Raw genomic sequence first — 25,719 nt, forward strand, 5'->3', positions numbered from 1 at the left:
ATATAGCTGGATTTTATTAATATTCGGGATAGTTTGGGTCAGGATTGGCCCGCCCCCTTAGGAATCTTGCCCATGTACCGTTACGACCAATACGACCATCTCATCGTACGTGAACGCATCGCCCAGTACCGCGACCAGGTACGGCGCCGTCTCGCCGACGAGCTGACCGAAGAAGAATTCCTGCCGCTGCGCTTGCAGAACGGCCTGTACATGCAGCGTCATGCCTACATGCTGCGCATCGCCGTGCCGTACGGCCTGCTGTCGACGGCGCAGATGCGCATGTTCGCCCACATCGCCCGCAAGTACGACCGCGGCTATGGCCACTTCACGACGCGCCAGAACATCCAGTTCAACTGGATCGAGCTGGAACAGACCCCGGACATCCTGACCGACCTGGCCTCGGTCGAAATGCACGCGATCCAGACGTCGGGCAATTGCATCCGTAACACGACGACGGACGAATTCGCCGGTGTCGCCGCCGACGAGATCGTCGATGCGCGCCCGTACGCGGAAATCATCCGCCAGTGGAGCACGTTCCACCCCGAGTTCATCGCCCTGCCCCGCAAGTTCAAGATCGCGATCAATGGCGCCGTGGAAGACCGCGCCGCGATCGCCGTCCACGACATCGGCCTGACCGCCGTGCGCAACGACGCCGGTGAAGTCGGCTTCAAGTTCATGGTGGGGGGTGGTCTCGGCCGTACGCCGATCCTGGGCAGCGTGATCAACGACTTCGTGCCCTGGCAGCACCTGCTGACGTACACGGAAGCGATCATGCGCGTGTACAACCAGTTCGGCCGCCGCGACAACAAGTACAAGGCCCGCATCAAGATTCTGGTAAAAGCCGTGGGCGCCGAGGAATTCGCGCGCATGGTCGAGGCGGAATTCGCCGACCTGAAGGATGGCCCGGAAACGCTGACCCGCGAGGAAGTCGAACGCGTGGCGCAATGGTTCAATCCGAAGCCCTACCTGACCCTGCCCAGCATCGATCCCCGTGCGGAGCATGCCGACAACAAGGCGTTCGCCAACTGGCTGCAGCGCAACGTCAAGCCGCACAAGGTGCCGGGCTATGCGTCCGTCGTGCTGTCGCTGAAGAAAACCGGCGTGCCGCCGGGCGACGCGACCGCCGAGCAGATGGATTTCGTGGCCGACCTGGCCGACAAGTACAGCTTCGGCGAACTGCGCGTGACGCACGAGCAGAACCTCGTGCTGGCCGACGTCGAGCAGGCCAAGCTGTTCGAGATCTGGCAGCAGGCGAAGGCCCGCGGCCTCGCGACGCCGAACATCGGCCTGTTGACCGACATGATCTCGTGCCCGGGCGGCGACTACTGCTCGCTGGCGAACGCGAAGTCGATCCCGATCGCGGCCGCCATCGCCGAGCGTTTCGACAACCTGGACTTCCAGCACGACATCGGCGACATCGAACTGAACATCTCGGGCTGCATCAACGCCTGCGGCCACCACCACGTGGGCCACATCGGCGTGCTGGGCGTGGACAAGGACGGTTCCGAGTGGTATCAGGTATCGATCGGCGGCGCACAGGGTAACGAGTCGGCCATCGGCAAGATCATCGGCCCGTCGTTCTCCGCACCGCAGATGCCGGAAGTCATCGGCCGCCTGCTCGAGGTTTATGTGAAGAATCGCGTCGAGGGCGAACGCTTCGTCGACGTGGCGCAGCGCCTCGGTGTCGCGCCGTTCAAGGAACATGTGTATGCCACGCCGATCCCGGCCGGCGCATTGGTTGGGGAAGACGAATATGCCTAATTTCGAATTGCACTCGCACAAGCAGATCATCAAGCACCGCGAGGTGGTGGATGACGATTGGAGCGTCCTGAAACTCGTCGAAGACGGCACCCCGGAAACCGTTGAAGTCCCGGCCGGCAAGATCATTGTCCCGGTCAAGGTCTGGCTGGCGCAGCGCGAGCAGCTGCTGGGCCGCGCGGAGCGTCGGGAACTGGGCATCTGGTTCGCATCGGACGAGCTGGCCACGACGGTCAAGGACGACCTCGACAAGTTCGCCGTCGTCGCCGTCGACTTCCCGAAATTCAGCGACGGCCGCGGCTACTCGATCGCCTACAACCTGCGCAAGCGCCTGGGCTACCAGGGCGAGCTGCGCGCGATCGGCGACGTGCTGCGCGACCAGCTGTTCCAGATGGTCCGCTGCGGCTTCAATGCCTATGCGACGCGCCAGGACCGCAACATCCATGACGCACTGAAAGGCCTGACGGTATTCTCGGAAACGTACCAGGCGGCGGTCGACAACCCGCTGCCGCTGTTCCGCCGCCACGAGCGCGGCGCGTTGCCCGAACACAGCGACGTCGGCGCCGGCATCTGACGATCAAACAAGGAAACCCATGAGCGACCTGAACGCGCGGGTGAATGAAACCCGCGGCATCCTGGAGCGCATTGCGCGCGATTTTTCGCCTGCCGTGTTCGCTTCCAGCCTGGCGGCCGAGGACATGGTCCTCACCGACCTGATCTTGAAGGCCGGCCTGCCGATCACCATCTTCTCGCTGGAGACCGGCCGCCTGCACAAGGAAACCCTGGCCATGATCGACAAGGTCAAGGCCCACTACGGCTACGACATCGTCGTGATGCGTCCGAAGCAGGAACTGGTCGACGAGTACGTGAGCAAAAACGGCCTGAACGCGTTCTACGACAGCGTCGAGATGCGCAAGGGCTGCTGCTACGTGCGCAAGGTCGAACCGCTGGGCCGCGCGCTCGCCGGCAACAAGGCATGGATCACGGGCCAGCGCCGCGCGCAGTCGACGACGCGCAGCGACCTGCCGGTGCAGGAAGACGATACGGCGCACGGCCTGGCCAAGTTCAATCCGTTGGCCGACTGGAGCGAAGAGGACGTGTGGGAATACATCCGCGCCAATAACGTGCCGTACAACGACCTGCACGATCGCGGCTACCCGTCGATCGGCTGCGAACCCTGCACCCGCGCGATCCAGCCGGGCGAGGACGTGCGCGCCGGCCGCTGGTGGTGGGAAAACGCCGACTCCAAGGAATGCGGATTGCACCTCGTGGACGGCAAGCTCATTCGAATCAAATCCGTAGCCCCGGCCTAATTGGCCAATCAAGACATCACAGGCTCAGCAAAATGACGACTTTTAGTGACACCCCGCTCGCCCTCAGCGACGTGAATGCGCGCCACCTGGACGCGCTCGAATCCGAAGCCATCCACATCCTGCGCGAAGTCGCGGCGGAATGCTCGAACCCCGCGCTGCTGTTCTCGGGCGGCAAGGACTCCGTCGTGCTGCTGCGCCTGGCCGAGAAGGCGTTCCGTCCGGGTAAATTCCCGTTCCCGCTCGTCCACATCGACACGGGCCACAACTTCGACGAAGTGATCCAGTTCCGCGACGCGCGCGTGGCCGAACTGGGCGAGCGCCTGATCGTCGGTTCCGTCGAGGACTCGATCAAGAAAGGTACCGTCCGCCTGCGCAACCCGCAGACGGATTCGCGCAACGCGGCCCAGGCCGTCACGCTGCTGGAAACGATCGCCGAATACGGCTTCGACGCCTGCATCGGCGGCGCCCGCCGCGACGAAGAAAAGGCGCGCGCGAAAGAGCGTATCTTCTCGTTCCGCGACGAATTCGGCCAGTGGGACCCGAAGGCCCAGCGTCCGGAACTGTGGGACCTGTATAACACCCGCGTCCACCCGGGCGAGAACATGCGCGTGTTCCCTATCTCGAACTGGACCGAGCTCGACGTCTGGCAATACATCGCCCGCGAAAAGCTGGCCCTGCCGCCGATCTATTTCGCGCACGAGCGCCAGGTGATCCCGCGTAACGGCCTGCTGGTGCCGCTGACGCCCCTGACGCCGGCCCGCGACGGCGAGGAAGTCGAGACCCGCGTCGTCCGTTTCCGCACCGTGGGCGACATCTCGTGCACGTGCCCGGTTGCATCGGATGCGTCGACCGTCGACGCCATCATCGCCGAAACGGCGATCACCCAGATCACCGAGCGCGGTGCGACCCGCATGGACGACCAGACGTCGGAAGCCTCGATGGAAAAGCGCAAGAAACAAGGATATTTCTGATGAACGCCCTGAACGACAACCTGAACCACGATAACGACCAAAGCGGCCAGGCCGGTCTGCTGCGCTTCATCACCGCCGGCTCCGTCGACGACGGCAAGAGCACGCTGATCGGCCGCCTGCTGTTCGACAGCAAGGGCATCTTCGCCGACCAGCTGGCCGCCGTGTCGCGCTCCAAGCACAAGCGCACCGTGGGCGACACGATCGACCTGTCGCTGCTGACGGACGGCCTGGAAGCCGAGCGCGAGCAAGGCATCACGATCGACGTCGCGTACCGCTATTTCGCCACGCCGAAGCGCAAGTTCATCATCGCCGACACGCCGGGCCACGAGCAGTACACCCGCAACATGGTGACGGGCGCGTCGACCGCGGACGCCGTCATCATCCTCGTCGACGTGTCGAAGGTGAAGCTGGGCGATGACGGCTCGGTGGAGCTGCTGGTGCAGACGAAGCGCCACTCGACCATCGCCAAGCTGCTCCAGATCGAGCACGTGATCGTCGCCGTCAACAAGATGGACCTCGTGAACTACGACCGCACCGTGTACGACCGCATCGTCGCGGAATACACGAAGTTCGCGGACACGCTGGGCCTGAAGGACATCACGGCGATCCCGCTGTCGGCACTCGCGGGCGACAACGTCGTCGAGCGCGGCGACAACATGACCTGGTACGAAGGCCCGACCTTGATCGAACTGCTGGAAGGCCTGTCGGTCTACGACGAGACGCACGCCGCCCCGTTCCGCTTCCCGGTGCAGCTGGTCGCGCGCCACAACGGCCACGAAGCCAACGACCTGCGCGGCTACATGGGGCGCATCGAGTCGGGCAAGGTTGCCGTGGGCGACAAGCTCGTCGTGCAGCCGTCCGGCCACAGCGCGACCGTGAAGGAAATTCTGACGTTCGACGGCCCGCTGCAGCAAGCGGTCGCCGGCCAGTCGGTCACCATCACGTTGAACGAGCACGTGGACATCTCGCGCGGCGACGTGCTGGCCCCGGCCGAGCAACCGGCCACCTTGCTGAAGCAGGTGCAAGCGGATGTGTGCTGGATGTCCGACGAGCCCCTGGACGTGCGCCGCAAGTACTGGATCAAGCATGGCACGCGCCAGACGATGGCCAAGGTGAAGGCGATCGATTCCGTCCTGGACGTCAACACGCAGACGCGCCGCGCCGTCGACAACCCGGCCGCAGGCCTGAAGCTGAACGACATCGCGCGGATCGAACTGACCGTGCAGCAGCCGCTGGCCGCCGACGCCTACGATGCGATCCGCGCAACGGGTGCCTTCATCCTCATCGATGAAGTTACCCATCAAACGGTCGCAGCAGGTATGATCCGTATTTAAGCAGTGGGACCTCGATAAACCTACTGCGCGTCGGATTTTCGTCCTGCGATGCTCGCCGTACCGTTAGTACGGCTGCGCTTCTCGGACGAAACTCCTTCCGCTCGCTACGGTTTCTCGAGGCCCTGATGCGATGTAAAAGTCTTAATAACACCTTTAGTACCAAGGGATCGTATGGCTGGGCTGGGAAAAGTTTATCTGGTTGGAGCCGGTCCCGGCGCTGCTGATCTCATCACCGTTCGCGGAGCGCGCCTGCTCGGGGAGGCGGAGGTCGTGCTGTACGACGCCCTCGTCACTCCCGAGATGCTGGCCCTGTGCAGGCAGGCCGAGCTGATTCCGGTCGGCAAGCGCTCCGGTCAGCGCTCCACGGCGCAAACCGTCATCAATGAAAAACTCGTCGATGCCGCACAGCGCTACCAGCGCGTCGTGCGCCTGAAGGGCGGTGATCCGATGCTGTTCGGCCGCGCCGACGAAGAACTCCGCGCCCTCGAGGAAGCGGGCATCGAGGTCGAAGTCGTCCCCGGCATCACTACGGCCGTCGCCGCCGCCGCGGCCACGCTGCAGCCGCTGACCAAGCGCGGCGTGGCGCGCAGCGTCGCGTTCTTCACGTCCAGCACGGCCCCGGACGAGCCGGATCATCCTGCGCTGCCGGAAACCGATACCCTCGTCCAGTACATGGGCGGCCGCGAAGCCGCGGCCACGGCGGAACGCCTGCTGGCCGAAGGCCGCCGGCCGGACCTGCCCGTCGTCGTCGTGGAAAACTGCAGCCGCGCGGACCAGCGCGTGCGCCGCCTGACACTGGCCGACCTGGCGCACGGTCTCGAGGTGGCGCACGGTCCCGTGCTCGTCATGATCGGCGAGGCGATGGGACACCGGCCGCACCAGACCATCTGATGCGTGCCGTCGTCCCCCGGACTTGCCGTCCGCCTTGGCGGGCGGGCCCCCCCCCAAGGTTTACGCGCTATCGTAATGCATGCAAAATGGGGCTCCCGCCTCCGCGGCAACGACGCTTGGGTGGCTTACTCCGCCCGCGCCTCCAGCTCGGCCTCGAGCCGCTGCGCGGCCGCATGCGTATCCACCGCGATGCGGTTCAGGCGCGCCAGCGCCGCCGCCAGCCGCGTCCCGCACTCTCCCCCGCATTCGCGCACATGCCAGACCGCGAGGTCGCAGCGCATGCGCGCCAGTTCCGCGCGCAGGCCGGCCAGCATGCGCCGTAATGCGCCATCCGCATCGGATGCCGGACCGCCTGGTGCTCCGGCGCCCGTCAGATGGTCCTGCATGCCGGCGATGCGCGCGTGCATGCGCTGCAGGCGGCCGGCGATGCGGTCGAGGCGGCGGGCGCAGCGCAGTTCCACCCATGCACGCGGCATGGGAGGCAGCTGAGGCAGGACCGCGCGCAGGCGGGCGAACAGGGCGGTGAGCTTGGCGGACATCGAAGCAGTGTGGCGCTCCCCTCGCCGATCGCCATGATGCGCGACAAACTTACGTCGACTCAGCCCCAGTGCAGGTAGTCGATGCCGTTCTGGATGCTGCCGATGACCTGCACCTGGTTTTCCGTGCTCTCGCTGAATCCGACGAGGACGTCGGCGCGCGACGTCGAATGCAGGGCATCCGTCCAGAACGCGTAGCCGGCGGCGTCCGGCGCGCGGTGCAGCACGTTCTGGTACAGGGCTTCCACGAATTGCGCATCGCTCACGTGGGTGCCGTACAGCTTGCCGAACTCGGCGCTGCCGATGAAGCCGGAGGCGGCCTGCGCCAGCGGCGTGCCCTTGTCCAGCGCATCGATCCAGAAGCCGAGGCCGGTCTTGTCCGGCGTGCGGCCCAGCGCGGCCTGGTACAGGCGGTACGCTTCGCCCGCATTGCCGTTCACGTCCAGCGCCACCATGCCGTCGCCGAACTGGAGGCGCTCGACGCCCGTCAGCGTCGCGTGGTTGCCGACGGCATCCTTCACGGACACGACACCGTTGTCCGCCACGACGGTCGCCCCGGCGCGCGCGGTCGTGTAGGCGAGCGTGTCGACGCCGGCGGTTCCCGTCACCTTGCTGTCGCCCGCCACGGCCGGCAGCACGTGGGCATTGCCGTTGAATGCGACGTTGGCCATCTTCTGCGCCCCCGAACCCGACAGGGTGCCGCCGGCCGGCGCCACGTAATCGATGCCGTTCCCGATGCTGGTGGCGACCTGGGCCTTGTTCTCGGCGCTCTCGCTGAAACCGGTGAGGACGTCCGCGCGCGACGTCGAATGCAGCGCGTCCGTCCAGAATGCGTAGCCGGCGGCGTCCGGCGCGCGGTGCAGCACGTTCTGGTACAGGGCATCCACGAACTGCGCGTCGCTCACGTTGCTGCCGTACAGCTTGGCGAACTCGGCGCTGCCGATGAAACCGGAGGCGGCCTGCGCCAGCGGCGTGCCCTTGTCCAGCGCGTCGATCCAGAAGCCGAGGCCCGTCTTGTCCGGCGTGCGCGCAAACGCGGCCTGGTACAGGCGGTATGCCGCGCCCGCGCTGCCGTTCACGTCCAGCGCCACCACGCCGTCGCTGAACTGGACGCGCTCGACGCCCGCCAGCGTCGCGTGGTTGCCGACGGCGTCCGTCACGGACACCGCGCCGTCGGCGGCGACGATGGTCGCCCCGGCGCGCGCGGTCGTGTACACGAGCGTGTCGACGCCGGACGTCCCCGTCACCTTGCTCTCGCCCGCCACGGCCGCCAGCACGTGCGTACTGTTGGTCATGGCGACGCTGGCCACTTTCGACAGCGCCGCTAACGTGCCGGCGGCCGGAGGACTCGCCACGGGCGCAGGTGCAGGTGCCGGTGCAGGTGCAGGTGCAGGTGCAGGTGCAGGTGCAGGTGCAGGCGCAGGTGCCGGTGCAGGGGCCGGCGCGGGCACGTCCTGGACGCCGGCCGTGGGCACGCCCGCGGGCGCCGCGGCCGGGGCGACGCCCGGCAGCACGCGCATCTCGACACTGGCCGTGCCGGACGCACCCGTATCGATCCACGCGCCGGCAAAGCCGCCGCCGGCCAGCGCCGTCACGTCCGCGCTGGCCTGGTCGCCGCTGCGCAGCTGGCTGATGCCGAATTCCTGGTTGTCGATGGCGTTGCCGTCCCCGTCGAACCGGCGGCCGAAAATGCCATTGCCGTCGCCGTCCGCGCCCTGCCACGCGACGAGGAAGGATCCGTCGGACAGGGCCGCGACGTCGGCATCGTCATGCCCGCCGCCCGACGCCACGTTGGCCTGCGTGACGGCGCCCACGGCATGGCCGGCGGCGTCGAAGCGCTGGAAGAAGATGTCGCTGTTCGCGAAGCCCCACGGGTCGTTGACATAGCTGTCCCACGCGACGACGAAGCCGCCGCCCGCGAGCGCCGCCACGTGCGGCAGCGGCGCGGCCGTCGTCGTACTGGCCGCGTAGCCGTCGCCGCTCGCGACGAACACGGACGCCGGTGCGCGGCTCAACGCGGCGTAGACGTTGCCGTCGTTGATCTCCCCCCACGACACGACGTAGCCGCCATCCGCGAGCGCGGCCAGCGCCGGGCTGTAGGCCGAACCGAGGGCGTTGTAAACCTGCTGCGCGCCGGCGGGGGTGCCGTCCGCGGCGGCCTGCTGCACGTGCACGGCGGCGCCGCTGCGCCAGCCGACGGCGAACGAGCCGTCGGCGAGCGTCGCCACGGCCGGCATGGCGGCATCGCCGGACGCCCCCGTGTCGAGCACGTGCCCGGCGCCCGCGCTGCCGCCGGCGTCGACGACGCGATACGCGATCTTGTTCGCGCCGCCGTCGTTCAGCGTGTACGCGACGACGAAGCGCCCGCCGGCCAGCGCGGCGACGGCCGGCTGGCCTTCGGCGCCGGCATCGCCATTCGGCGTGAGCGCGAACGCGGCGCCCAGCGGATTGCCCGCCGCGTCGCGCAGCTGCGCCCACAGGCCCGCGCCCTGGCCCTGCCAGACGGCGACGACGCCGCCGCCCGCCAGGGTGGCCAGCGCCGGGGCGGAGGTCCACGCGTCCAGCGCGGCGCCGGCTTTCGATTCGTTGGCGAAGCCGGGCAGGCCGTCCGTCGCGCCGTCTTCCACCGCATACGTGAGGACCTGCGTGACGCCCGTGTTCGGGAGCGGGCTGCCGTTGGCGTCGACCTGGTAGCGGTCGTAGTAGTGCACGGTCACCGCGGCCGACAGGCCGCCGGCCGGCAACTGGCTCGCGTCGGCGACCACCAGCCGGGCAGCCGTGTCGACGGCGGGGTTGTAGCTGATGCCGAACAGGCCCGCTTGCGACTGGCTCTCGATCACCCAGCGGCCGCCCGTCAGGTCGCCCGTGTCGATCCCGGCCACGACGTCGACGATGTCGCCCGCGTGCGCGGTCGTGAACACGATGCCGCCGCCGCCGACGATGCCCACGGGCTGGCTGTCCGGGAACACGGTGTCCTCGGCCGTGACGACGCTGCCGTCCGCCAGCTTGTAGTGGACGCCGAACGTGTCCGGCGTCGTTCCGTCGCCGGCCAGGCGGTCCTGGAACCGCCACAGCGTGCCGGCCGTGGCCACGTACGCGCCCTGGCCGTCGACCGGCATCGCGTAGGCGAGCCACGTCCGGCCGTAGTCCTGGCTGTACTGCATGTCGCCGCGGGCGAATGCCTGGCCCAGGCTGCTGGCCGCGTCGAAGGCGACGGCGGTGACGGCGGAAGCCGGGACGCCGGCATAGCTCCAGGCCGTGCTGGCCTGGCCCGGACGGACGTAGTGGGAGGTCGTGGGAGTGGTCATGGCGTCGGTATCGATGGCGGGTGGCTGGGAGCGTCGCTACCCCAGTCGCATATGATTCCCTATGGAAAACTTAAATTCAATGAGGAAATTGCTTTTCGAGAGTAAAGACGCGTGTAAACCAACGGAACATGTCTACTGATGCAATCGAATTGCCAAGGATAGATTCAACGGTGACAACACAGATGTCGAACCCGCCAGCTTGCCGAATCGGCCATGCCCGTGAGCAGTTATAATCTTTGGAGCAACAGTCTGGCATTCCCCCGCACCTGCTTCCCAGCGCCCTTTGCGAGCCGTCCTGTTCATGGCTTCACACGATTTACCGATACACCTGAAGGATCAACATGCGTTTTCTGAATCGCTGTACCGCATTCCTGCGGCACGAGCGCGCACCCGTGCTCATGTCGATGCTCGTCCCTGTCCTGTTCGGCCTGCTATCCGTGTGGCTGGGCCAAGATGAAAACTGGGACCTGCGCAATTACCACTGGTACAACCCCTACGCCTTGTTCAACGACCGGCTGCACGTCGACATGGCGGCCGGGAATTGGCAAAGCTATTTCAATCCGGCGATCGACGTCCCCTATTACCTGCTGAACCAGTGGCTGCCGGGCCGGGCCGTCGGGTTCGTGATGGGGTTCGTCCATGGACTCAACTTCATCCTGCTGCTGACGCTCGCGCGCCTCATGCTGCCCCGGGACAAGGCCGACAACCGCCTGTGCATCCTGTTGGCCCTCGCGGGCATGTGCGGCCCCAGCTTCCTGTCGCAGGTCGGCAATACGATGGGCGACAACCTGAGCGCCCTGTTCATCCTGGCCTCGCTGTGCATCGTCATGCGCGGCTGGGACCGGTTGCAGGCCCTGTCGAACGGCGCCGTCGCCACGCTGCTGCTGGCGGGCCTCGTGATGGGACTGGGCGCCGGGCTGAAGCTCACCAATGCGTCGTATGCGCTGGCGCTGTGCGTCGCGCTGCTGGCGGTGCCCGCCACGTTCGGACGCGGGATCGCGGCGGCGTTCACGTACGGGTGCGGCACGCTGGCCGGTGTCGCGATCGCGGCCGGGCCGTGGTGGTGGCGGATGTGGAAGACGTTCGGCAATCCGCTGTTCCCGCAATTTAACAGCATCTTCAAGAGCCCCCTGGCGCAGCAGGTCGCCGTCATGGACACCGATCACCTGCCGCACGGCGCGCTGGAAGCCCTGTTCTGGCCGTTCGTGTTCAGCCGCCAATTCGCCCGCGTCTCGGAACTGCCGTTCAAGCAGGCGATCGTGCCGCTGCTGTACGCGCTGGCCCTCGCGTTCGTCGCGCGCTGGCTGTACGACACGGTGCGCGGCGGCGCGCCGGCCGAGCGCCTGGCGCCGCGTGCGCGCTTCCTGCTGCTGTTCGGGCTCGTCGGCTATCTTGTATGGCTGAAGCTGTTCAGCATCTACCGCTACCTGGTGCCCATCGAATTGCTGGGACCGCTGATGGTGTGGGTGCTGGTCCCGCGCCTGACCGGGCCGCGCGTCGGCCCGTACCTGGCCGGCGCCATGCTGCTGTTCACGTCGCTCTACGTCTATCCGTTCATCACGTGGGGGCACGCGGGCTGGGCCGAAAAGAGTTTCAGCGCGCAGCTGCCGCCGATGGAACATCCGGAGTCGACGCTCGTCTTCACCGCGCACGGCGATCCGCCGATGGGTTGGGTCTCGACCTTCGTGCCGCGCGAGGTGCGCGTCATTTCGCTCGGCGCCGGCTTCCCCGAGTCGCCCGCCTACCTCGAGCGAATCCAGTCCGTGATCGCGAGCCGCCCCGGTCCGCATTACGCGATGCTGGCCGCCGATCCCCGCGACCAGGTCGAGAAGGACGAGGCCGTGGTCAAGGCGGCCACGCAGAACCTGGCCCGCTATGGCTTGACGCTCGACCCCGCCGGCTGCAAGCGTTATCCGGCGGCGATCGGCACGACCCCGTCGCCGGTCCTGATGTGTCCGGTGACGGTCAACAAGTAAGACTCAGGCGGCGTCCGCCCCGGCACAGTAGGCGGCCATCGCCGCCAGCACGCCGGGGTCCTCGCCGACGGCGGGGACGGTGCGGAACGTCACCTGCGGATGGGTGGCGCGCAGTTGCTCCAGCAGCAGCGGCAGGTCGCGCAGCAGGTGGCCGCCCTGCCCCAGGAACACGGGGACGATGGTGATGTCGCGCGCGCCGAGCGCCACCTGGGCGCCCACTTCGTCCGGCAGGCTCGGCGTCATCAGTTCGAGGAACGCCAGCGACACCGCGCAATCCGGGCGCTGCGCCGCGGTGAGGTCGCGCAGGCGCTGGAACGGCGCGGCCCAGGCGGCGGCACGGGCGCCGTGGGCGAACAATACGAGTGCTTTTTCCATCAGTGTCTCTCCACCCAGCGCAGGGCCCCGATCGCCAGCAGCAGGAACAGCAAGCTGGGCGCGGCGGCCGTCACGAAGGCCGGCCAGGTCGACAACATGCCCACGTGCGAAAACAACGAGTTAATCAACAGGAAGCTCACGCCGATCATGATGCCGATGAAGATCTTCAGGCTCACGCCGCCGCTGCGCGTGTGCAGGTAGCCGAACGGCAGCGCGAGCGCCATCAGCACGAAGATCGACAGCGGGTCGAACAGCTTCTTCCAGAATGCGATCTTGAAGCGCTCCGTCTCCTGGCGGTTCTCCGCCAGGTGGCGCGTGTACACGGCCAGCTCGTTCGCGGACATCCGCTCCGGATCGGAGCGCGACACCGACAGGATCTTGGGCGTGATCTCGGACACGAGGTCCAGGCTCGCGACCTTGCGCGTGGAGACGGACGCCGTGTCCTGGCCGTACGTGCTCTGGATGGTCTGGCCGGCAGGAATCGGCGTGCCTGGCGCGGGCAGTTCGCGGCTATTCGAAAACAGGGTCTCGGTGACGTCGTTCAGGCGCCAGGTGCTGTTGCCGCTGAACGTGGCGCTGGCGGCCGTGATCAGGGAGCGCATGCGCATGCTGTTGTCGAACTCGTACAGGCGCAGGTCGATCAGTTTCCCGTCCGGGCGGATCTGGCGCGCGTTGAAGAAACGCGACCCCGTCACGGGCCCCTTCACGCCGCCCGCATGGATCGTGTCCTTGGTCCACATGCCTGAGCGGAATTCGGCCGACACCGTCGCGCCCTTCGCGGACAGGCGCACGCGTTCCGCGATCGGCGCCGTGCGCGGCGTGATCAATTCGCCGAACAGGAACGTGACGACGACGAACAGCACGCCGATCTTCGCCAGCATGATGCCGGCCTGCTGCGTCGACATCGACGACGCCCGCATGATCGTGAATTCCGAACTCTGCGCGAACTGCGCCATCGTGTAGATGGTGCCGATCAGCGCGGCGACCGGCATCACCTCGTACACGTGGCCGGGCAGCAGGAGCAGCACGTACAGGATCGCGTGCTGCATCATGTAGCCGCCCTTGCCCACCGACGGCAGTTCCTGGGTCAGGTCCATGAAGGCGATGAGGCCCAGGAACGCCACGAGCACGAAGGCGACGGCCTGCGCGATGTTGACGAAGAAGTAGCGCTGCAGGATCTTCATTGCGCGCCCTCCTGCGTCACCGCACCGCCGCGCAGCAGGCGGCGCCGCTTGAAGGCGCCCAGCAGGGCGAGCGGATGCCACGGATGGTTGACGTTCAGGCGCCATGCGAACAGCCCGGCCACGACCACGAGCGCGAACAGGTGCAGCGGCCACCACGCCACGCCGAAGTTCATCTTGCCCTGCTTGACGCTGGCTTCGAACAGTTTCGACAGATTGCTGTACGTGAAAAAGATCAGCAGCGCGAGGATCAGGTTGGCGGAGCTGCCGGCGCGCGGATTGACGAAGCCGAGGGGGATCGCCAGCAGCATCAGCACGAGGCAGGAGATCGGTGCCGACACCCGGTACAGCAGTTCGGCGTTCGTGTAGCGGTTGTCCGGCAGCGCCAGCAGCGCCGGCGTGGACAAGGCGTCGGCCGGCGTCTCGGTGCCGATCACGGGCGCCTGGCTGGAGACGCGCATGCGGTAGCGCTCGAACTCCATCGACTGGAAATCGGCGCGTCCCGGCCGGCCCAGGTAGCGGCGGCCGTTCTTCAGCACGAGGTATTGCCCGCCCTTGCCGTCCGGCTCGATCACGCCTTCCTTGGCGACGACGATGGAATTGCCGTCGGCGTCGACGGAATTCACGAACACGTTCTGCACGACGGTCGCGCCGCTCGTGCTGCCTTCGACGAAGAACACGCGGTTCGTGGACGGCGATTCGCGGAACTGGCCGGGCGACACGCGCTTGAGGTCTTCGCGCTTTTCGAAACGCTCGACGAATTCCGCACTCTTCATCTTCGCCCACGGTGTCGCGACGAACGACAGCGCGGCGACGATCGCCACCATGGGCAGGCCGAACACGAGCACCGGCGGCACCCACCGCATCAGCGACTGGCCGGACGCGAACCACACGACCATTTCCGAGTCGCGATAGCTGCGCGTCACGGTGGCGATGACCGCGATAAAGCTGGTAAGAATGATGATTGTTGGCAGATAATTCAGCACCGAAAAGCCGATCAGCGCCAGCACGTCGCCCGAGGCGACCTTGCCGCCGGCGGCCTTGCCGAGGATGGAGATCAGGGTCCAGGTGACGAAGATCGTAAACAGGACCGTGAAGGTGGCACCGGCCACGCTGGCCAATTCACGCTGTAGGGCGCGTTGGAAAATCATTCGATAGTTATAATTGCTGGTTGGAAGGAACCCCGGGAACCGTCACAAGCGGGCGCCATTTGGAAGGTTCCTCGGACAGCACGCGCGTCAAAAACTCGAAACGGAGAATCAAATGGACTTTAGCATAAAAGCATTCGACACAAAAAACACGCTGGCCGCAGCCAAATCGGGCTGTGTGGCAGTCGCGGTGTTCGAAAACAAGAAACTGTCGGAGGCGGCGAAAGCCCTCGATCTGAACGGCGCGATCAGCGCCGCCGTCAAGTCGGGTGACATCTCCGGCAAGCCCGGCTCCACCCTGCTGCTGCGCGGCGTGGCCGGCGTGACCCCTGCCCGCGTGCTGCTGGTCGGCATGGGTGCCGACGAAGCCGTGAGCGAAAAAAGCTTTGCCAGTGCCGTGACCGCTGCCCTGAAAACCTTCGCTTCGCTGGGCGCGCAGGATGCCATTATCGCATTCCCGCTGGAGAATGTGAAAGCCCGCGACCTGAACTGGGCGCTGCGCAGCATCGTCATCGCCGCGAACGAAGCGGAATTCCGCACCGACGCGCAAAAGAGCAAGAAGGATCCGGCACCCACCGGCGTGCGCAAGCTCGCCATCGCCGTCCCGGCCGCGACGCCGCAGATCAAGGCCGTGCTGGCGCAGGCGCAGGCCGTCGCCAACGGCATGAACCTGACGAAGGAACTGGGCAACCTGTCGCCGAACGTGTGCACCCCGACCTACCTCGCGAACACGGCGAAGAAGCTGGCGGGCGACTACGGCTTCGACATCGAAGTCCTGGACCGCAAGCAGCTCGAAGCCCTCAAGATGGGCAGCTTCCTGTCCGTCACGCGCGGCAGCGAAGAGCCGCCGAAGTTCATCGTCCTGAAGCACAACGGCGGCAAGAAGAACGACGCGCCGGTGGTCCTCGTCGGCAAGGGCATCACGTTCGACACGGGCGGCATCTCGCTGAAGCCGGGCCCGAACATGGACGAGATGAAGTACGACATGTGCGGCGCCGGTTCGGTGCTGGGCACCTTCCGCGCCATCGGCGAGATGGGCCTGAAGCTGAACGTCGTCGGCATCGTGGCCGCGTGCGAGAACATGCCGTCGGGCCGCGCCACCAAGCCGGGCGACATCGTCACCGCGATGAACGGCACCACCATCGAGATCCTGAATACGGACGCCGAGGGCCGCCTGATCCTGTGCGACGCCCTGACCTACGCCGAGCGCTTCAAGCCGGCCGCCGTCGTCGACATCGCCACCTTGACGGGCGCCGTGATCGTCTCGCTGGGGCACCACACGTCGGGCGTGTTCACGCGCCACGACGACGCCCACGACGCGCTCGCCCAGGAACTGCTGGACGCCGGCAGGCAGGCGGGCGACCCGGCCTGGCGCCTGCCGATCGGCGAGCAGTACAACGAGCAGCTGAAGTCGAACTTCGCCGACCTGGCCAACATCGGCACGCCGGGCGGCGCATCGATCACGGCGGCCTGCTTCCTGGAGAACTTCACGCGCAACTACACGTGGGCGCACCTGGACATCGCCGGCACGGCATGGAAATCGGGCGCGGCCAAGGGTGCGACCGGCCGTCCGGTGCCGCTGCTCACCACGTTCCTGCTGAACCGCGTGTAAGCGTTTTTCCGCGCCATGCACAACGGACGCCCGCGGGCGTCCGTTTTTTATCCGGGCATCAGAACACGACGTTGCCGGGCGCCGACTCCCCCGCCGCGGCGCGCGGCAGCGCGGGCCGCATCAGCACGGTCAGGGTCGACTGGTAGGCGACGCCGTTGCCGTCGTACGGATTGACGTAGCCGCCGCCCCCGGCGCTGACGATGATGTTGCCGATCAGCCGGTCGGTGTCGAAGAACGAAGTGGCATGCGCGTCGGCGACTTCGCGCGCGCTGCCGGTGCCGTCGCGCGCGCAGTCGATCGTCAGGGGACTCCTGCTGCGCTCGACCGTGACCCGTCCCGGCGCCACGACGAACCAGCGCCCCGCCGCGTTGGACAGCACGCAGCCCACGCCCGTCACCTCGCGGTGGCCGAGAATGGTATGGACTTCCAGCTGCTGCGTCGGCGCCACGGCGGGCGCCGTCACGCAGCCGGCCGTGACGATGCACAGCGCAAGCGCGCAGGCGGTACGAAAAAGAATCAGGGACATGTCTTCACCGGTCATGCATACAGAGCATACCCATCCGTTTACGGCGGCAATCGGGAAGACATGAGGCGAAGCGCATCCCGGGATTGCCGGGATGGCGGAGTCAAGCTGCGGCCGGCACCGGGTCGATGGGCGCGAAGCGCGGCATGCGCTTCCCGTCCACGTCGACCAGTCCGAAAAATGCATCCCGCGGGCGGACCCAGGTCTTGCCGTCCTGCCCGCGATACACGACCACGGCCGTGTGGTCTGCCTCGAGGACAGCCTCGCAGACCACGTCGTACACACCGCCCTTGTAGTGGCGGTAGCGCATCAGGCCTTTTCTTCGGCCGTGGCGCGATTCCTCTTCTTGAGGTTCTGGATGACCTTGACGATGCCTTCGATGCCGGCGTTGTCATCCAGTTCGCTGAACGCGTCCAGCACCTCGTTGAGGACGCGATTGCGCACGCTCGCCTCGTCGGCCTGCATCTTCTGCGGCTGGTTGTCGGACGGCGCGAATTTCTGCGGCGCTTCCGCCGCAGCCTTCTGTCCGTGTGCCAGCGCGGCCTGCCAGATCAGCCAGCGGCGTTGGGTTTCGTACACGAGGTACTCTTCCGGCTTGTCTTCACGACGCCGGACAATGTGGCCATCGCGTTGGGCCCATGCTTCAAATGCTTGGCGCATTGTTGTCCTTTACAAAGCTGTGTGCAAATCCTGCTCTCGGATCCGCGATCGTTACACACCTGCCTAAGCCGGCCGCTCGACCGACCACGGCAACCATCTGATCAATGCAACGAATTGCTAATGAATACTTGGTTCCAGAGCAATATGCCAATAGTACAACCAAAGTTGGCCTACTGCAATTTTTTTCTTTCGAGAAGGAGACAATACGTAAATGTCCCGTCTCTTGCTGTGATTGTTACATCTTGTCACAGTTCGGCCCAACTTTCCAGCGTCGTTACGATTTTTTACTCCACGGACAATAATTTTACGACATCTTTGTTGCAATCGAAACAAATAATGACGATCGTGTCATGGCTTCACAGGCCAAGTTATGTTGCAAGAATGACTCAAAGACACGATACTGCCCGGATTGTGCCGGACGGTCCGGCCTCCGTACCAAGATAGCCCATGAAAATCGCAACCTGGAACGTGAACTCGCTGAAAGTGCGCCTGCCGCACCTGCTCCAGTGGCTCGCCGCCAACCCCGTCGACGTCCTCTGCATCCAGGAGACCAAGCTCACCGACGACAAATTCCCCGTCGCCGCGATCAACGAGGCCGGCTATGAAGTCGTGTTCAGCGGCCAGAAGACGTACAACGGCGTGGCGATCCTGTCGCGCCTCCCCATCGCCGACGTCGTGCGCAACAACCCGCATTACCAGGACGAGCAGCAGCGCCTGATCGCCGCCACCATCGGCGGCGTGCGTTTCATCTGCGCCTACGTGCCGAACGGCCAGGCCGTCGGCTCCGACAAATACGCCTACAAGATGGGCTGGCTGGCCGCGCTGCGCACCTGGGTCGGCGCAGAGCTCGAGATCCACGACCAGTTCGCGATCCTGGGCGACTACAACATCGCGCCCGAAGACCGCGACGTGCACGATCCGGCACTGTGGGCCGGCCAGATCCACTGCTCCGACCTGGAACGCGAGCAGCTGCGCGAACTGTGCGGCCTCGGTCTCGTCGACGCGTTCCGCCTGTTCGAACAGCCCGAAAAGCAGTACAGCTGGTGGGACTACCGCCAGATGGCGTTCCGCCGCAACCGCGGCCTGCGCATCGACCACATCCTGCTGTCGCAGGCGCTCGCCAAGCGCTGCGAGGCGTGCGTCATCGACCGCGAACCGCGCAAGTGGGAGCAGCCGTCCGATCACACGCCGGTGATCGCGACGCTCGCTTGATACGGCCCACCCTACCAAACGTCTTGCAGCAGACCTGCAATCGCTTTCGCATCCACCGGCCGCGCGAACAGATAGCCCTGGGCATACCGGCACCCGTGCCGGCGCAGCAGCGCCAGCTGCGCCTCGTTCTCGACGCCCTCCGCCACGACGTCCATGCCGAGGCTCCCCGCGAGCGCCATGATGGCCGCGACGATGGCCTGGTCCTCGCTGCTCGTCTCGAGGTCGCGCACGAAGGCACGATCGATCTTGATCTTGCGGACCGGGAAGCGCTTCAGGTACGCCAGGCTCGAATAGCCGGTGCCGAAGTCGTCGATCGACAGGCGGATGCCCATGCGGTAGATCTGGCCCAGCGTCTCCAGCGTCTGGCCGCCGTGCTGCATCAGCGCCGTCTCCGTGATCTCGAATTCCAGCAGGCCCGGCTCGATGCCGGTGTCGTCGACGATGGCGCGGATCGACTGGATCAGGCCCCGGTGCATGAACTGGCGCGCGGACAGGTTCACCGCGAGCGGCAGCGCCGGCAGCCCGGCCCGCTGCCACGCCATCGCCTGTTCGCAGGCGCGCCGGATCACCCATTCGCCGACCGGCACGATCAGGCCGTTCTCTTCCAGGATCGGGATGAAGTCGTCGGGCGCCACGAGGCCCTGCTCCGGATGGCGCCAGCGCAGCAGCACTTCCAGGCCGTGCACGCGGCCGTCCTGCACGCCCACGATCGGCTGGTAGAACAGCACGAACTCCTCGCGCAGCAGCGCGCCGCGCAGGCGCGTCTCCATCTCGAAATGGCGCGCGGCCGCCGCGTTCATCGGCTCCGCGTAATACTGGTAATTGTTGCGGCCCGCCGCCTTGGCGTAGTACATCGCGGCGTCGGCCTTGCGCATCAGGCCCGCCGCGTCGTCGCCGTCGTCCGGGTACAGGCAGATTCCGATCGACGGCGAGATGTGCAGGCTGTGGCCTTCGAATTCGACGGGCGTCGCCAGCGCCGCGATGATCTTGTCGCCCACGAGGCCGCACTCCTCGGCCGCGCGCACGTCCGGCACCAGCACGACGAATTCGTCGCCGCCCAGGCGCGCGACGGTGTCGCTGGCGCGTACGACGCGGCACAGGCGCTGCGCCACTTCCTTCAGCAGGTGGTCGCCCGCCAGGTGGCCGAGCGAGTCGTTGATGGTCTTGAAGCGGTCCAGGTCGATGAACAGCAAGGCCAGCTTCATGCCGTCGCGCCGCGCCGCCAGCAGCGCGCGGTCCAGGCGGTCGGACAACAGCGCGCGGTTCGGCAGGCCCGTGAGCGCGTCGTGATACGCCATGTGGTGCACGCGCGCCTCGGCCTGGCGCCGCTCGACGATCTCGGCCTGCAGCTCCGCCGTGCGTTCCTGCACGCGCACTTCGAGCTCGTCGCGCGCGCGGCGCAGCGCGTCCGCCGCCTCGCGCTGGGCGGTGACGTCGTCGATCAGCCAGACGCTGCGCCCGCCCCGGTCCGCCATGTCGAACGGGCGGCCCGACAGCCGCGCCCAGAAGCGCTTGCCGTCGCGCCGCACCAGTTCGTACTCGGCCATGTGCACGCGGCCCGCCTCGAAATCGCGCCGCGTCTGCTCGCGCGCGGCGATCCAGCCCGCGTCGTCGGGATACAGCTCGCGCACCGGCAGTCCCTCGATGCTGCCGCCCCGGTGGCCGAACAATTCTTCCATCTTGCGGTTGCAGTGCAAGGTCCGGCCCTTCTCGACGACGGCGATGCCCAGCACGGCGTTGTCGAGGATCGCCTGGTTCTCCAGCAGCGCGTTGCGCAGCGATTCCTCGGCCGCCTTCTGGCCGGTGCGGTCCTCGATCATCCAGATCATCGTGCCGGTGCCCAGTTCCTCGGGATTGACGGCGTAGCCGATCATGTTCACCCACATCCGCGTGCCGTCGCGGCGCACCATCGTCGTTTCGGTCTTGAACGAACCGCCCTGCCCCAGCACGCCGTATGCGGTGCGGCCCATGGCGTCGAACGCGGCATCGTCGGTGTACAGCACGCGCGTCGAACGGCCCAGCACCTCGCCGGGGGCATAGCCGAACATCGAGCCGAAACAGTGGTTGTAGCGCGTGATGGTGCGGGCGCGCGTGAAGAAGATCCCGATCGTGGCATTGGTCATGATCGACTGGATCTCGGTGAGCGCCTGGCGCGCGTCCGTGACGTCCTCCACGATCCACACGGTGCCCGCCTCGCGCGCGCTCATGTCGACGGCCTTGGCGCGGATGCGGCACCAGATCGCGCTGCCGTCGCGCCGTCGCAGCGGCACCTCGCTCTTTTCGAACAGGCTGCCGGTCGTCAGCACGAGGACGGCTTCGCCGATGAACGCGTCGTACTGGGCACGCGAGGCGAACACCTGCGCCGGGCTGTGGTTGATGAGTTCTTCCGGCGCGTAGCCCAGCATCTCCGCCATGCGCGGATTGCACGACTTGACCAGGTCCGGCAAGGTGACGGCAATGCCGACGGGCGCATGCTCGACGACGGCCGCCTGTTCCAGCAGGCGCCCGCGCAGCGCGGCCTGGCCGTCGCCGAACGTGAGCACGTCGCCGAAGACGAAGGTGGCACCCTCCGGGGACAGTGGCTTCGCGCGTACCTCGACGGGCCGTCCGGTGGTGCCGTGTTCGATCAAACCGTCCCAGCGGCGTTCGCCGGACTGCGACAGGCGGATCTCGACCGCCATCGCCGCCGCCGTACGCGGGCAGAACAGCGACACCAGCGGCCGCCCCACCACGTCGCCGCCGGCCAGTTCGACCAGCGCCGCGTTCGCCGCCCAGATGGTGCCTTCTCCATCGCAGGCGCAGGCCGGCGCGGCGATCAATGCCAATGCGTCGGCCACCAAGGCCGCTGTGCTCGTTCCCCGATCCATCCCTATGTCCAGTACGCCTGCTAACGTGGCGCCTTGTCGATTTTTGAATGGATGATAGCTGAAAATCAACGTAATTTAACGTTATGGAAAGATGAAATTCAGCGTGTGATGCGGCGCAGCAACGGTCTCAGAACGCGTCACCCGGCACGCGTACCCAGCCTTCCATCAAAACGCGCGCGCTGCGGCTCATCACGGCCTTCGTGACGACCCAGTCGCCGTCCTCCTGGCGCGCCTCGGCGCCCACGCGCAAGGTGCCGGACGGATGGCCGAATCGCACCGCTTCGTGCGCCCTTCCGCCCGCGGCGAGACTCACGAGCGTGCCGGGGATCGCGGCCGCCGTGCCGATGGCGACGGCCGCCGTGCCCATCATCGCATGGTGCAGCTTGCCCATCGACAGGGCGCGCACGAGCAGGTCGATGTCGCCCGCCCCGACCTGCTTCCCGCTCGACGCGACATAGGCCGCCGGCGGCGCGACGAAGGCCACCTTCGGCGTGTGCTGGCGGCGCGCGGCTTCCTCGACGTGCGCGATCAAGCCCATGCGCATGGCGCCGTAGGCACGGATCGTCTCGAACATGGCCAGCGCCTTCGGGTCGCCGTTGATCGCATCCTGCAGCTCCGTGCCCGTGTAGCCGATGTCGGCGGCGTTCACGAAGACGGTCGGGATGCCGGCGTTGATCAGCGTGGCCTTGAGCGTCCCGACACCGGGCACCTCGAGGTCGTCGACGAGATTCCCGGTCGGGAACATCGCGCTGCCGCCCTCCCCTTCTTCGGCCGCCGGGTCCATGAATTCGAGTTGGACCTCGGCCGCCGGGAACGTGACGCCGTCGAGCTCGAAGTCGCCCGTCTCCTGCACCTGCCCGTCCGCGATGGGCACGTGGGCGACGATCGTCTTGCCGATGTTGGCCTGCCAGATGCGTACGACGACGGTCCCGTTGTCCGGGATGCGCGCGGGATCGATGAAGCCGTTGGCGATCGCGTAGGGGCCGATCGCGGCCGACAGGTTGCCGCAGTTGCCGCTCCAGTCGACGAACGGCTTGTCGATCGCGACCTGGCCGAACAGGTAGTCCACGTCGTGGCCGGAACGGGTGCCCGGCGCGACGATCACGGTCTTGCTCGTGCTCGACGTGGCGCCGCCCATGCCGTCGATGTGCTTCGCGTACGGGTCGGGGCTGCCGATCACGCGCAGCAGGAAGTTGTCGCGCGCCTCGCCGGGGACTTGCGCCGCCTCCGGCAGGTCCTGGAGGCGGAAGAACACGCCTTTGCTGGTGCCGCCGCGCATGTAGACGGCGGGAACTTTGATTTGAGGTACGTGAGTCATATGTGTTGTCCCTGACACGTCGTCCCCGCGCAGGCGGGGACCCAAGTTCTGCATGCGCCGTCGAGACGCCTGCAAATTGGGCCCCTGCCTTCGCAGGGGCGACGGTTTTATGCTGCCACTTTGGAAGACGCGAGGAAGTCCTGCGCAAACCGCTGCAGCACCCCACCCGCCTCGTAGATCGACACTTCCTCGGCCGTATCGAGACGGCAGATCACCGGCACCTCGACCGATTCGCCGCTGCGGCGATGGATGACCAGCGTGAGGGTCGCGCGCGGCGTGCGCTCGCCCACGACGTCGAACGTCTCCGTACCGTCGATCCCGAGGGTGAGGCGCGTGGTGCCCGGCTGGAATTCCAGCGGCAGCACGCCCATGCCGACGAGGTTCGTGCGGTGGATGCGTTCGAAGCCTTCGGCCACGATGGCTTCCACACCCGCCAGCCGCACGCCCTTCGCGGCCCAGTCGCGCGACGAGCCCTGGCCATAGTCGGCACCCGCGATCACGATCAGCGGCTGCTTGCGCTCCATGTACGTCTCGATCGCTTCCCACATGCGGGTTACGGTACCTTCCGGCTCGATGCGCGCGAGCGACCCGGCACGCGCGCTGCCGTCCGGGTTGCGCACCATCTCGTTCTTCAGCGTCGGGTTCGCGAACGTGGCGCGCTGCGCCGTCAGGTGGTCGCCGCGGTGCGTCGCGTACGAATTGAAGTCTTCTTCCGGCAGGCCCATCTTCGCGAGGTATTCGCCCGCGGCGCTGTCCGGCATGATCGCGTTCGACGGCGACAAATGGTCCGTCGTGATGTTGTCGCCCAGGACCGCCAGCGGACGCATGCCGGTCAAGGTGCGCGCGCCGGCGAGCGCGCCTTCCCAGTACGGCGGACGGCGGATGTAGGTGCTCATCGGGCGCCAGTCGTACAGCGGCGCCACGGCATCGTCGCCGCCTTCGCGGCGCGCGAACATGATGTCGTAGACCTTGCGGAACTGCTGCGGCTTCACCGATTGCTCGACGACGGCGTCGATCTCCGCATCGCTCGGCCAGATGTCCGCGAGGCGCACCGGATTGCCGTCGGCATCGATACCCAGCACGTCCTTCTCGATGTCGAAGCGGATCGTGCCCGCGATGGCGTACGCGACGACGAGCGCCGGCGACGCGAGGAACGCCTGCTTCGCATACGGGTGGATGCGGCCGTCGAAATTGCGGTTGCCCGACAGGACCGCGGTCGCGTACAGGTCGCGCTCGACGATCTCCCGCTGGATCGCCGGGTCCAGCGCACCGGACATGCCGTTGCAGGTAGTGCACGCGAAGGCGACCACGCCGAAGCCCAGTTTCTCCAGCTCCGGCAGCAGGCCCGCCTCTTCCAGGTACAGCGGCACGGCCTTGGAACCCGGCGCCAGCGACGACTTCACCCACGGCTTGCGCGCGAGCCCGCGCGCGTTCGCGTTGCGCGCGATGAGACCCGCGGCCACCATGTTGCGCGGGTTGTTCGTGTTCGTGCAGCTCGTGATGGCGGCGATGATGACGGCGCCGTCCGGCATCTTGCCCGGCTCGTTCTCGACCGTGCCCGTGATGCCGTGCTGCGCCAGCTCCGACGTCGCCACGCGCTTGTGCGGGTTCGACGGGCCGGCGATGTTGCGCACGACCGTCGACAAATCGAAATGGAGTGTCCGCTCGTACTGCGCGTTCGAAAGGGTGTCCGCCCACAGGCCCGTTTCCTTCGCATACAGCTCGACCAGTTTCACGAGGTCGTCGTCGCGGCCCGTCAGCTTGAGGTATTTGATGGTCTGCTCGTCGATGGCGAACATCGCCGCGGTCGCGCCGTATTCCGGGGCCATGTTGGAAATCGTCGCGCGGTCGCCCAGGGTGAGATTCGCGGCGCCCTCGCCATGGAACTCGAGGTAGGCCGAGACGACCTTCGACTTGCGCAGGAATTCCGTCAGCGCCAGCACGATGTCGGTCGCGGTGATTCCCGGTTGCGGCTTGCCGGTCAGCTCGACGCCGACGATATCCGGCAGGCGCATGTACGACGCGCGGCCCAGCATGACGCTCTCCGCTTCCAGGCCGCCGACGCCGATCGCGATGACGCCCAGCGCATCGACCATCGGCGTGTGCGAGTCCGTGCCGACGAGGGTGTCGGGGAATGCCACGCCATCCTTCACCTGCACGACGGGGCTCATGCGCTCCAGGTTGATCTGGTGGAGGATGCCGTTCCCCGGCGGGATCACGTCGACGTTCTCGAACGCCTTGCGGGTCCATTCGATGAAGTCGAAGCGGTCTTCGTTGCGGCGGTCCTCGATCGCGCGGTTCTTCGCGAACGCGTCCGGATCGAAGCCGCCGCATTCGACGGCAAGCGAGTGGTCGACGACGAGCTGCGTCGGCACGACCGGATTCACGAGGGCCGGATTGCCGCCCTCCTGCGCGATGGCGTCGCGCAGGCCGGCCAGGTCGACGAGCGCCGTCTGGCCGAGGATGTCGTGGCACACGACGCGCGCGGGGAACCACGGGAAATCGAGATCGCGCTTGCGCTCGACGATCTGCTTCAGCGACGGCACCAGCGCCATCGGTTCGCAGCGGCGCACGAGGTTTTCGGCCAGCACGCGCGAGGTGTACGGCAGGGTGTCCCAGGCGCCGGGCTGGATCTCCTCGACGGCGGCGCGCGCGTCGAAGTAATGGAGATTGGTGCCGTGCAGGGGCTTGCGATATTGGCTGTTCATTTTGCGACTCCGTAGTCCGCGGCCCTTG

General features: G+C 66.7%; 19 protein-coding genes and 1 pseudogene. 9 read left to right on the forward strand and 11 right to left on the reverse strand.

Annotation, left to right across the window (positions count from 1 at the left end; all coding sequences use genetic code 11):
• Nucleotides 1-72 precede the first annotated feature (72 nt).
• From ACL58G_RS27180 to cobA, 6 genes and pseudogenes are all read left to right on the forward strand, one after another.
• A complete protein-coding gene (locus ACL58G_RS27180; RefSeq protein ID WP_440963762.1) occupies nt 73-1,761 on the forward strand; it encodes a nitrite/sulfite reductase in 1,689 nt (562 codons plus the stop codon).
• Nucleotides 1,754-2,332, forward strand: coding sequence for a DUF934 domain-containing protein (locus tag ACL58G_RS27185; RefSeq protein ID WP_413387433.1), 579 nt, complete (start codon nt 1,754-1,756; stop codon nt 2,330-2,332). Before ACL58G_RS27180 ends, ACL58G_RS27185 begins: the two co-directional genes overlap by 8 nt.
• Nucleotides 2,301-3,071, forward strand: a pseudogene (locus tag ACL58G_RS27190) (phosphoadenylyl-sulfate reductase); the annotation flags it as partial. The gene ACL58G_RS27185 and the pseudogene ACL58G_RS27190, both read left to right, overlap by 32 nt.
• Before the next feature lie 32 nt (nt 3,072-3,103).
• The gene (gene cysD, locus ACL58G_RS27195; protein ID WP_413387432.1) at nt 3,104-4,042 is read left to right on the forward strand and encodes a sulfate adenylyltransferase subunit CysD; all 939 of its coding nucleotides are present in this window, start codon (nt 3,104-3,106) and stop codon (nt 4,040-4,042) included.
• Nucleotides 4,042-5,376 carry a sulfate adenylyltransferase subunit 1 gene (locus tag ACL58G_RS27200; protein WP_440963763.1) on the forward strand — a complete coding sequence of 445 codons (1,335 nt, stop codon included), beginning with the start codon at nt 4,042-4,044 and terminating at the stop codon, nt 5,374-5,376. The genes cysD and ACL58G_RS27200 overlap by 1 nt, the downstream gene beginning before the upstream one ends.
• Nucleotides 5,377-5,547: 171 nt before the next feature.
• On the forward strand, nt 5,548-6,267 hold the full coding sequence (gene cobA / locus ACL58G_RS27205; RefSeq protein ID WP_413387430.1) for a uroporphyrinogen-III C-methyltransferase: 720 nt from the start codon (nt 5,548-5,550) through the stop codon (nt 6,265-6,267).
• Between the two features lie 125 nt (nt 6,268-6,392).
• Here cobA and ACL58G_RS27210 read toward each other — a convergent pair whose 3' ends face one another.
• Both ACL58G_RS27210 and ACL58G_RS27215 read right to left on the reverse strand, forming a co-directional pair.
• Nucleotides 6,393-6,806, reverse strand: coding sequence for a hypothetical protein (locus ACL58G_RS27210; protein WP_440963764.1), 414 nt, complete (start codon nt 6,804-6,806; stop codon nt 6,393-6,395).
• Between the two features lie 59 nt (nt 6,807-6,865).
• Nucleotides 6,866-10,111, reverse strand: coding sequence for a DUF4214 domain-containing protein (locus ACL58G_RS27215; RefSeq protein WP_440963765.1), 3,246 nt, complete (start codon nt 10,109-10,111; stop codon nt 6,866-6,868).
• A 341-nt stretch (nt 10,112-10,452) separates the two neighbouring features.
• Between ACL58G_RS27215 and ACL58G_RS27220 the strand changes: the two genes are divergently transcribed.
• The gene (locus ACL58G_RS27220) at nt 10,453-12,087 is read left to right on the forward strand and encodes a hypothetical protein (protein WP_440963766.1); all 1,635 of its coding nucleotides are present in this window, start codon (nt 10,453-10,455) and stop codon (nt 12,085-12,087) included.
• Nucleotides 12,088-12,090: 3 nt separating this feature from the next.
• On the opposite strand, the gene ACL58G_RS27225 is transcribed toward ACL58G_RS27220, so the two are convergent.
• The 3 genes from ACL58G_RS27225 to lptF are packed head-to-tail and all read right to left on the reverse strand — an operon-like array spanning nt 12,091 to nt 14,794.
• Complete coding sequence (locus ACL58G_RS27225) at nt 12,091-12,462, reverse strand: sirohydrochlorin chelatase (protein WP_413341072.1); 372 nt, start codon at nt 12,460-12,462, stop codon at nt 12,091-12,093.
• Nucleotides 12,462-13,646, reverse strand: coding sequence for an LPS export ABC transporter permease LptG (lptG, locus tag ACL58G_RS27230; protein ID WP_440963767.1), 1,185 nt, complete (start codon nt 13,644-13,646; stop codon nt 12,462-12,464). Before lptG ends, ACL58G_RS27225 begins: the two co-directional genes overlap by 1 nt.
• Nucleotides 13,643-14,794, reverse strand: coding sequence for an LPS export ABC transporter permease LptF (gene lptF / locus ACL58G_RS27235; protein ID WP_413387424.1), 1,152 nt, complete (start codon nt 14,792-14,794; stop codon nt 13,643-13,645). Before lptF ends, lptG begins: the two co-directional genes overlap by 4 nt.
• A 112-nt stretch (nt 14,795-14,906) precedes the next feature.
• Between lptF and ACL58G_RS27240 the strand changes: the two genes are divergently transcribed.
• The gene (locus ACL58G_RS27240) at nt 14,907-16,403 is read left to right on the forward strand and encodes a leucyl aminopeptidase (RefSeq protein WP_440963768.1); all 1,497 of its coding nucleotides are present in this window, start codon (nt 14,907-14,909) and stop codon (nt 16,401-16,403) included.
• Nucleotides 16,404-16,461: 58 nt separating this feature from the next.
• On the opposite strand, the gene ACL58G_RS27245 is transcribed toward ACL58G_RS27240, so the two are convergent.
• The 3 genes from ACL58G_RS27245 to ACL58G_RS27255 all read right to left on the reverse strand — a co-directional run bounded on the left by ACL58G_RS27245 (nt 16,462) and on the right by ACL58G_RS27255 (nt 17,586).
• On the reverse strand, nt 16,462-16,929 hold the full coding sequence (locus tag ACL58G_RS27245; RefSeq protein ID WP_440963769.1) for a hypothetical protein: 468 nt from the start codon (nt 16,927-16,929) through the stop codon (nt 16,462-16,464).
• A gap of 100 nt (nt 16,930-17,029) precedes the next feature.
• Nucleotides 17,030-17,236, reverse strand: coding sequence for a DUF1653 domain-containing protein (locus ACL58G_RS27250; RefSeq protein WP_413341063.1), 207 nt, complete (start codon nt 17,234-17,236; stop codon nt 17,030-17,032).
• Nucleotides 17,236-17,586: a hypothetical protein gene (locus ACL58G_RS27255; protein WP_413387421.1), complete on the reverse strand. Its 351-nt coding sequence runs from the start codon at nt 17,584-17,586 to the stop codon at nt 17,236-17,238. The genes ACL58G_RS27250 and ACL58G_RS27255 overlap by 1 nt, the downstream gene beginning before the upstream one ends.
• 447 nt (nt 17,587-18,033) lie before the next feature.
• Between ACL58G_RS27255 and xth the strand changes: the two genes are divergently transcribed.
• Entirely contained in the window at nt 18,034-18,798 is a 765-nt protein-coding gene (xth, locus tag ACL58G_RS27260; RefSeq protein WP_413387420.1) for an exodeoxyribonuclease III, read from the forward strand.
• Nucleotides 18,799-18,809: 11 nt separating this feature from the next.
• Here the strand turns inward: xth and ACL58G_RS27265 are convergent, their stop codons facing one another.
• From ACL58G_RS27265 to acnD, 3 genes are all read right to left on the reverse strand, one after another.
• Entirely contained in the window at nt 18,810-21,665 is a 2,856-nt protein-coding gene (locus tag ACL58G_RS27265; protein ID WP_440963770.1) for a sensor domain-containing protein, read from the reverse strand.
• Nucleotides 21,666-21,792: 127 nt separating this feature from the next.
• Nucleotides 21,793-22,983: a 2-methylaconitate cis-trans isomerase PrpF gene (prpF, locus tag ACL58G_RS27270; protein ID WP_440963771.1), complete on the reverse strand. Its 1,191-nt coding sequence runs from the start codon at nt 22,981-22,983 to the stop codon at nt 21,793-21,795.
• Between the two features lie 107 nt (nt 22,984-23,090).
• On the reverse strand, nt 23,091-25,691 hold the full coding sequence (gene acnD / locus ACL58G_RS27275; protein WP_440963772.1) for a Fe/S-dependent 2-methylisocitrate dehydratase AcnD: 2,601 nt from the start codon (nt 25,689-25,691) through the stop codon (nt 23,091-23,093).
• Between the last annotated feature and the right edge of the window lie 28 nt (nt 25,692-25,719).

The sequence above is a fragment of the Massilia sp. GER05 genome, from assembly GCF_052056005.1.
GTDB classification, from domain to species: Bacteria; Pseudomonadota; Gammaproteobacteria; order Burkholderiales; family Burkholderiaceae_D; genus Telluria; species Telluria orientalis.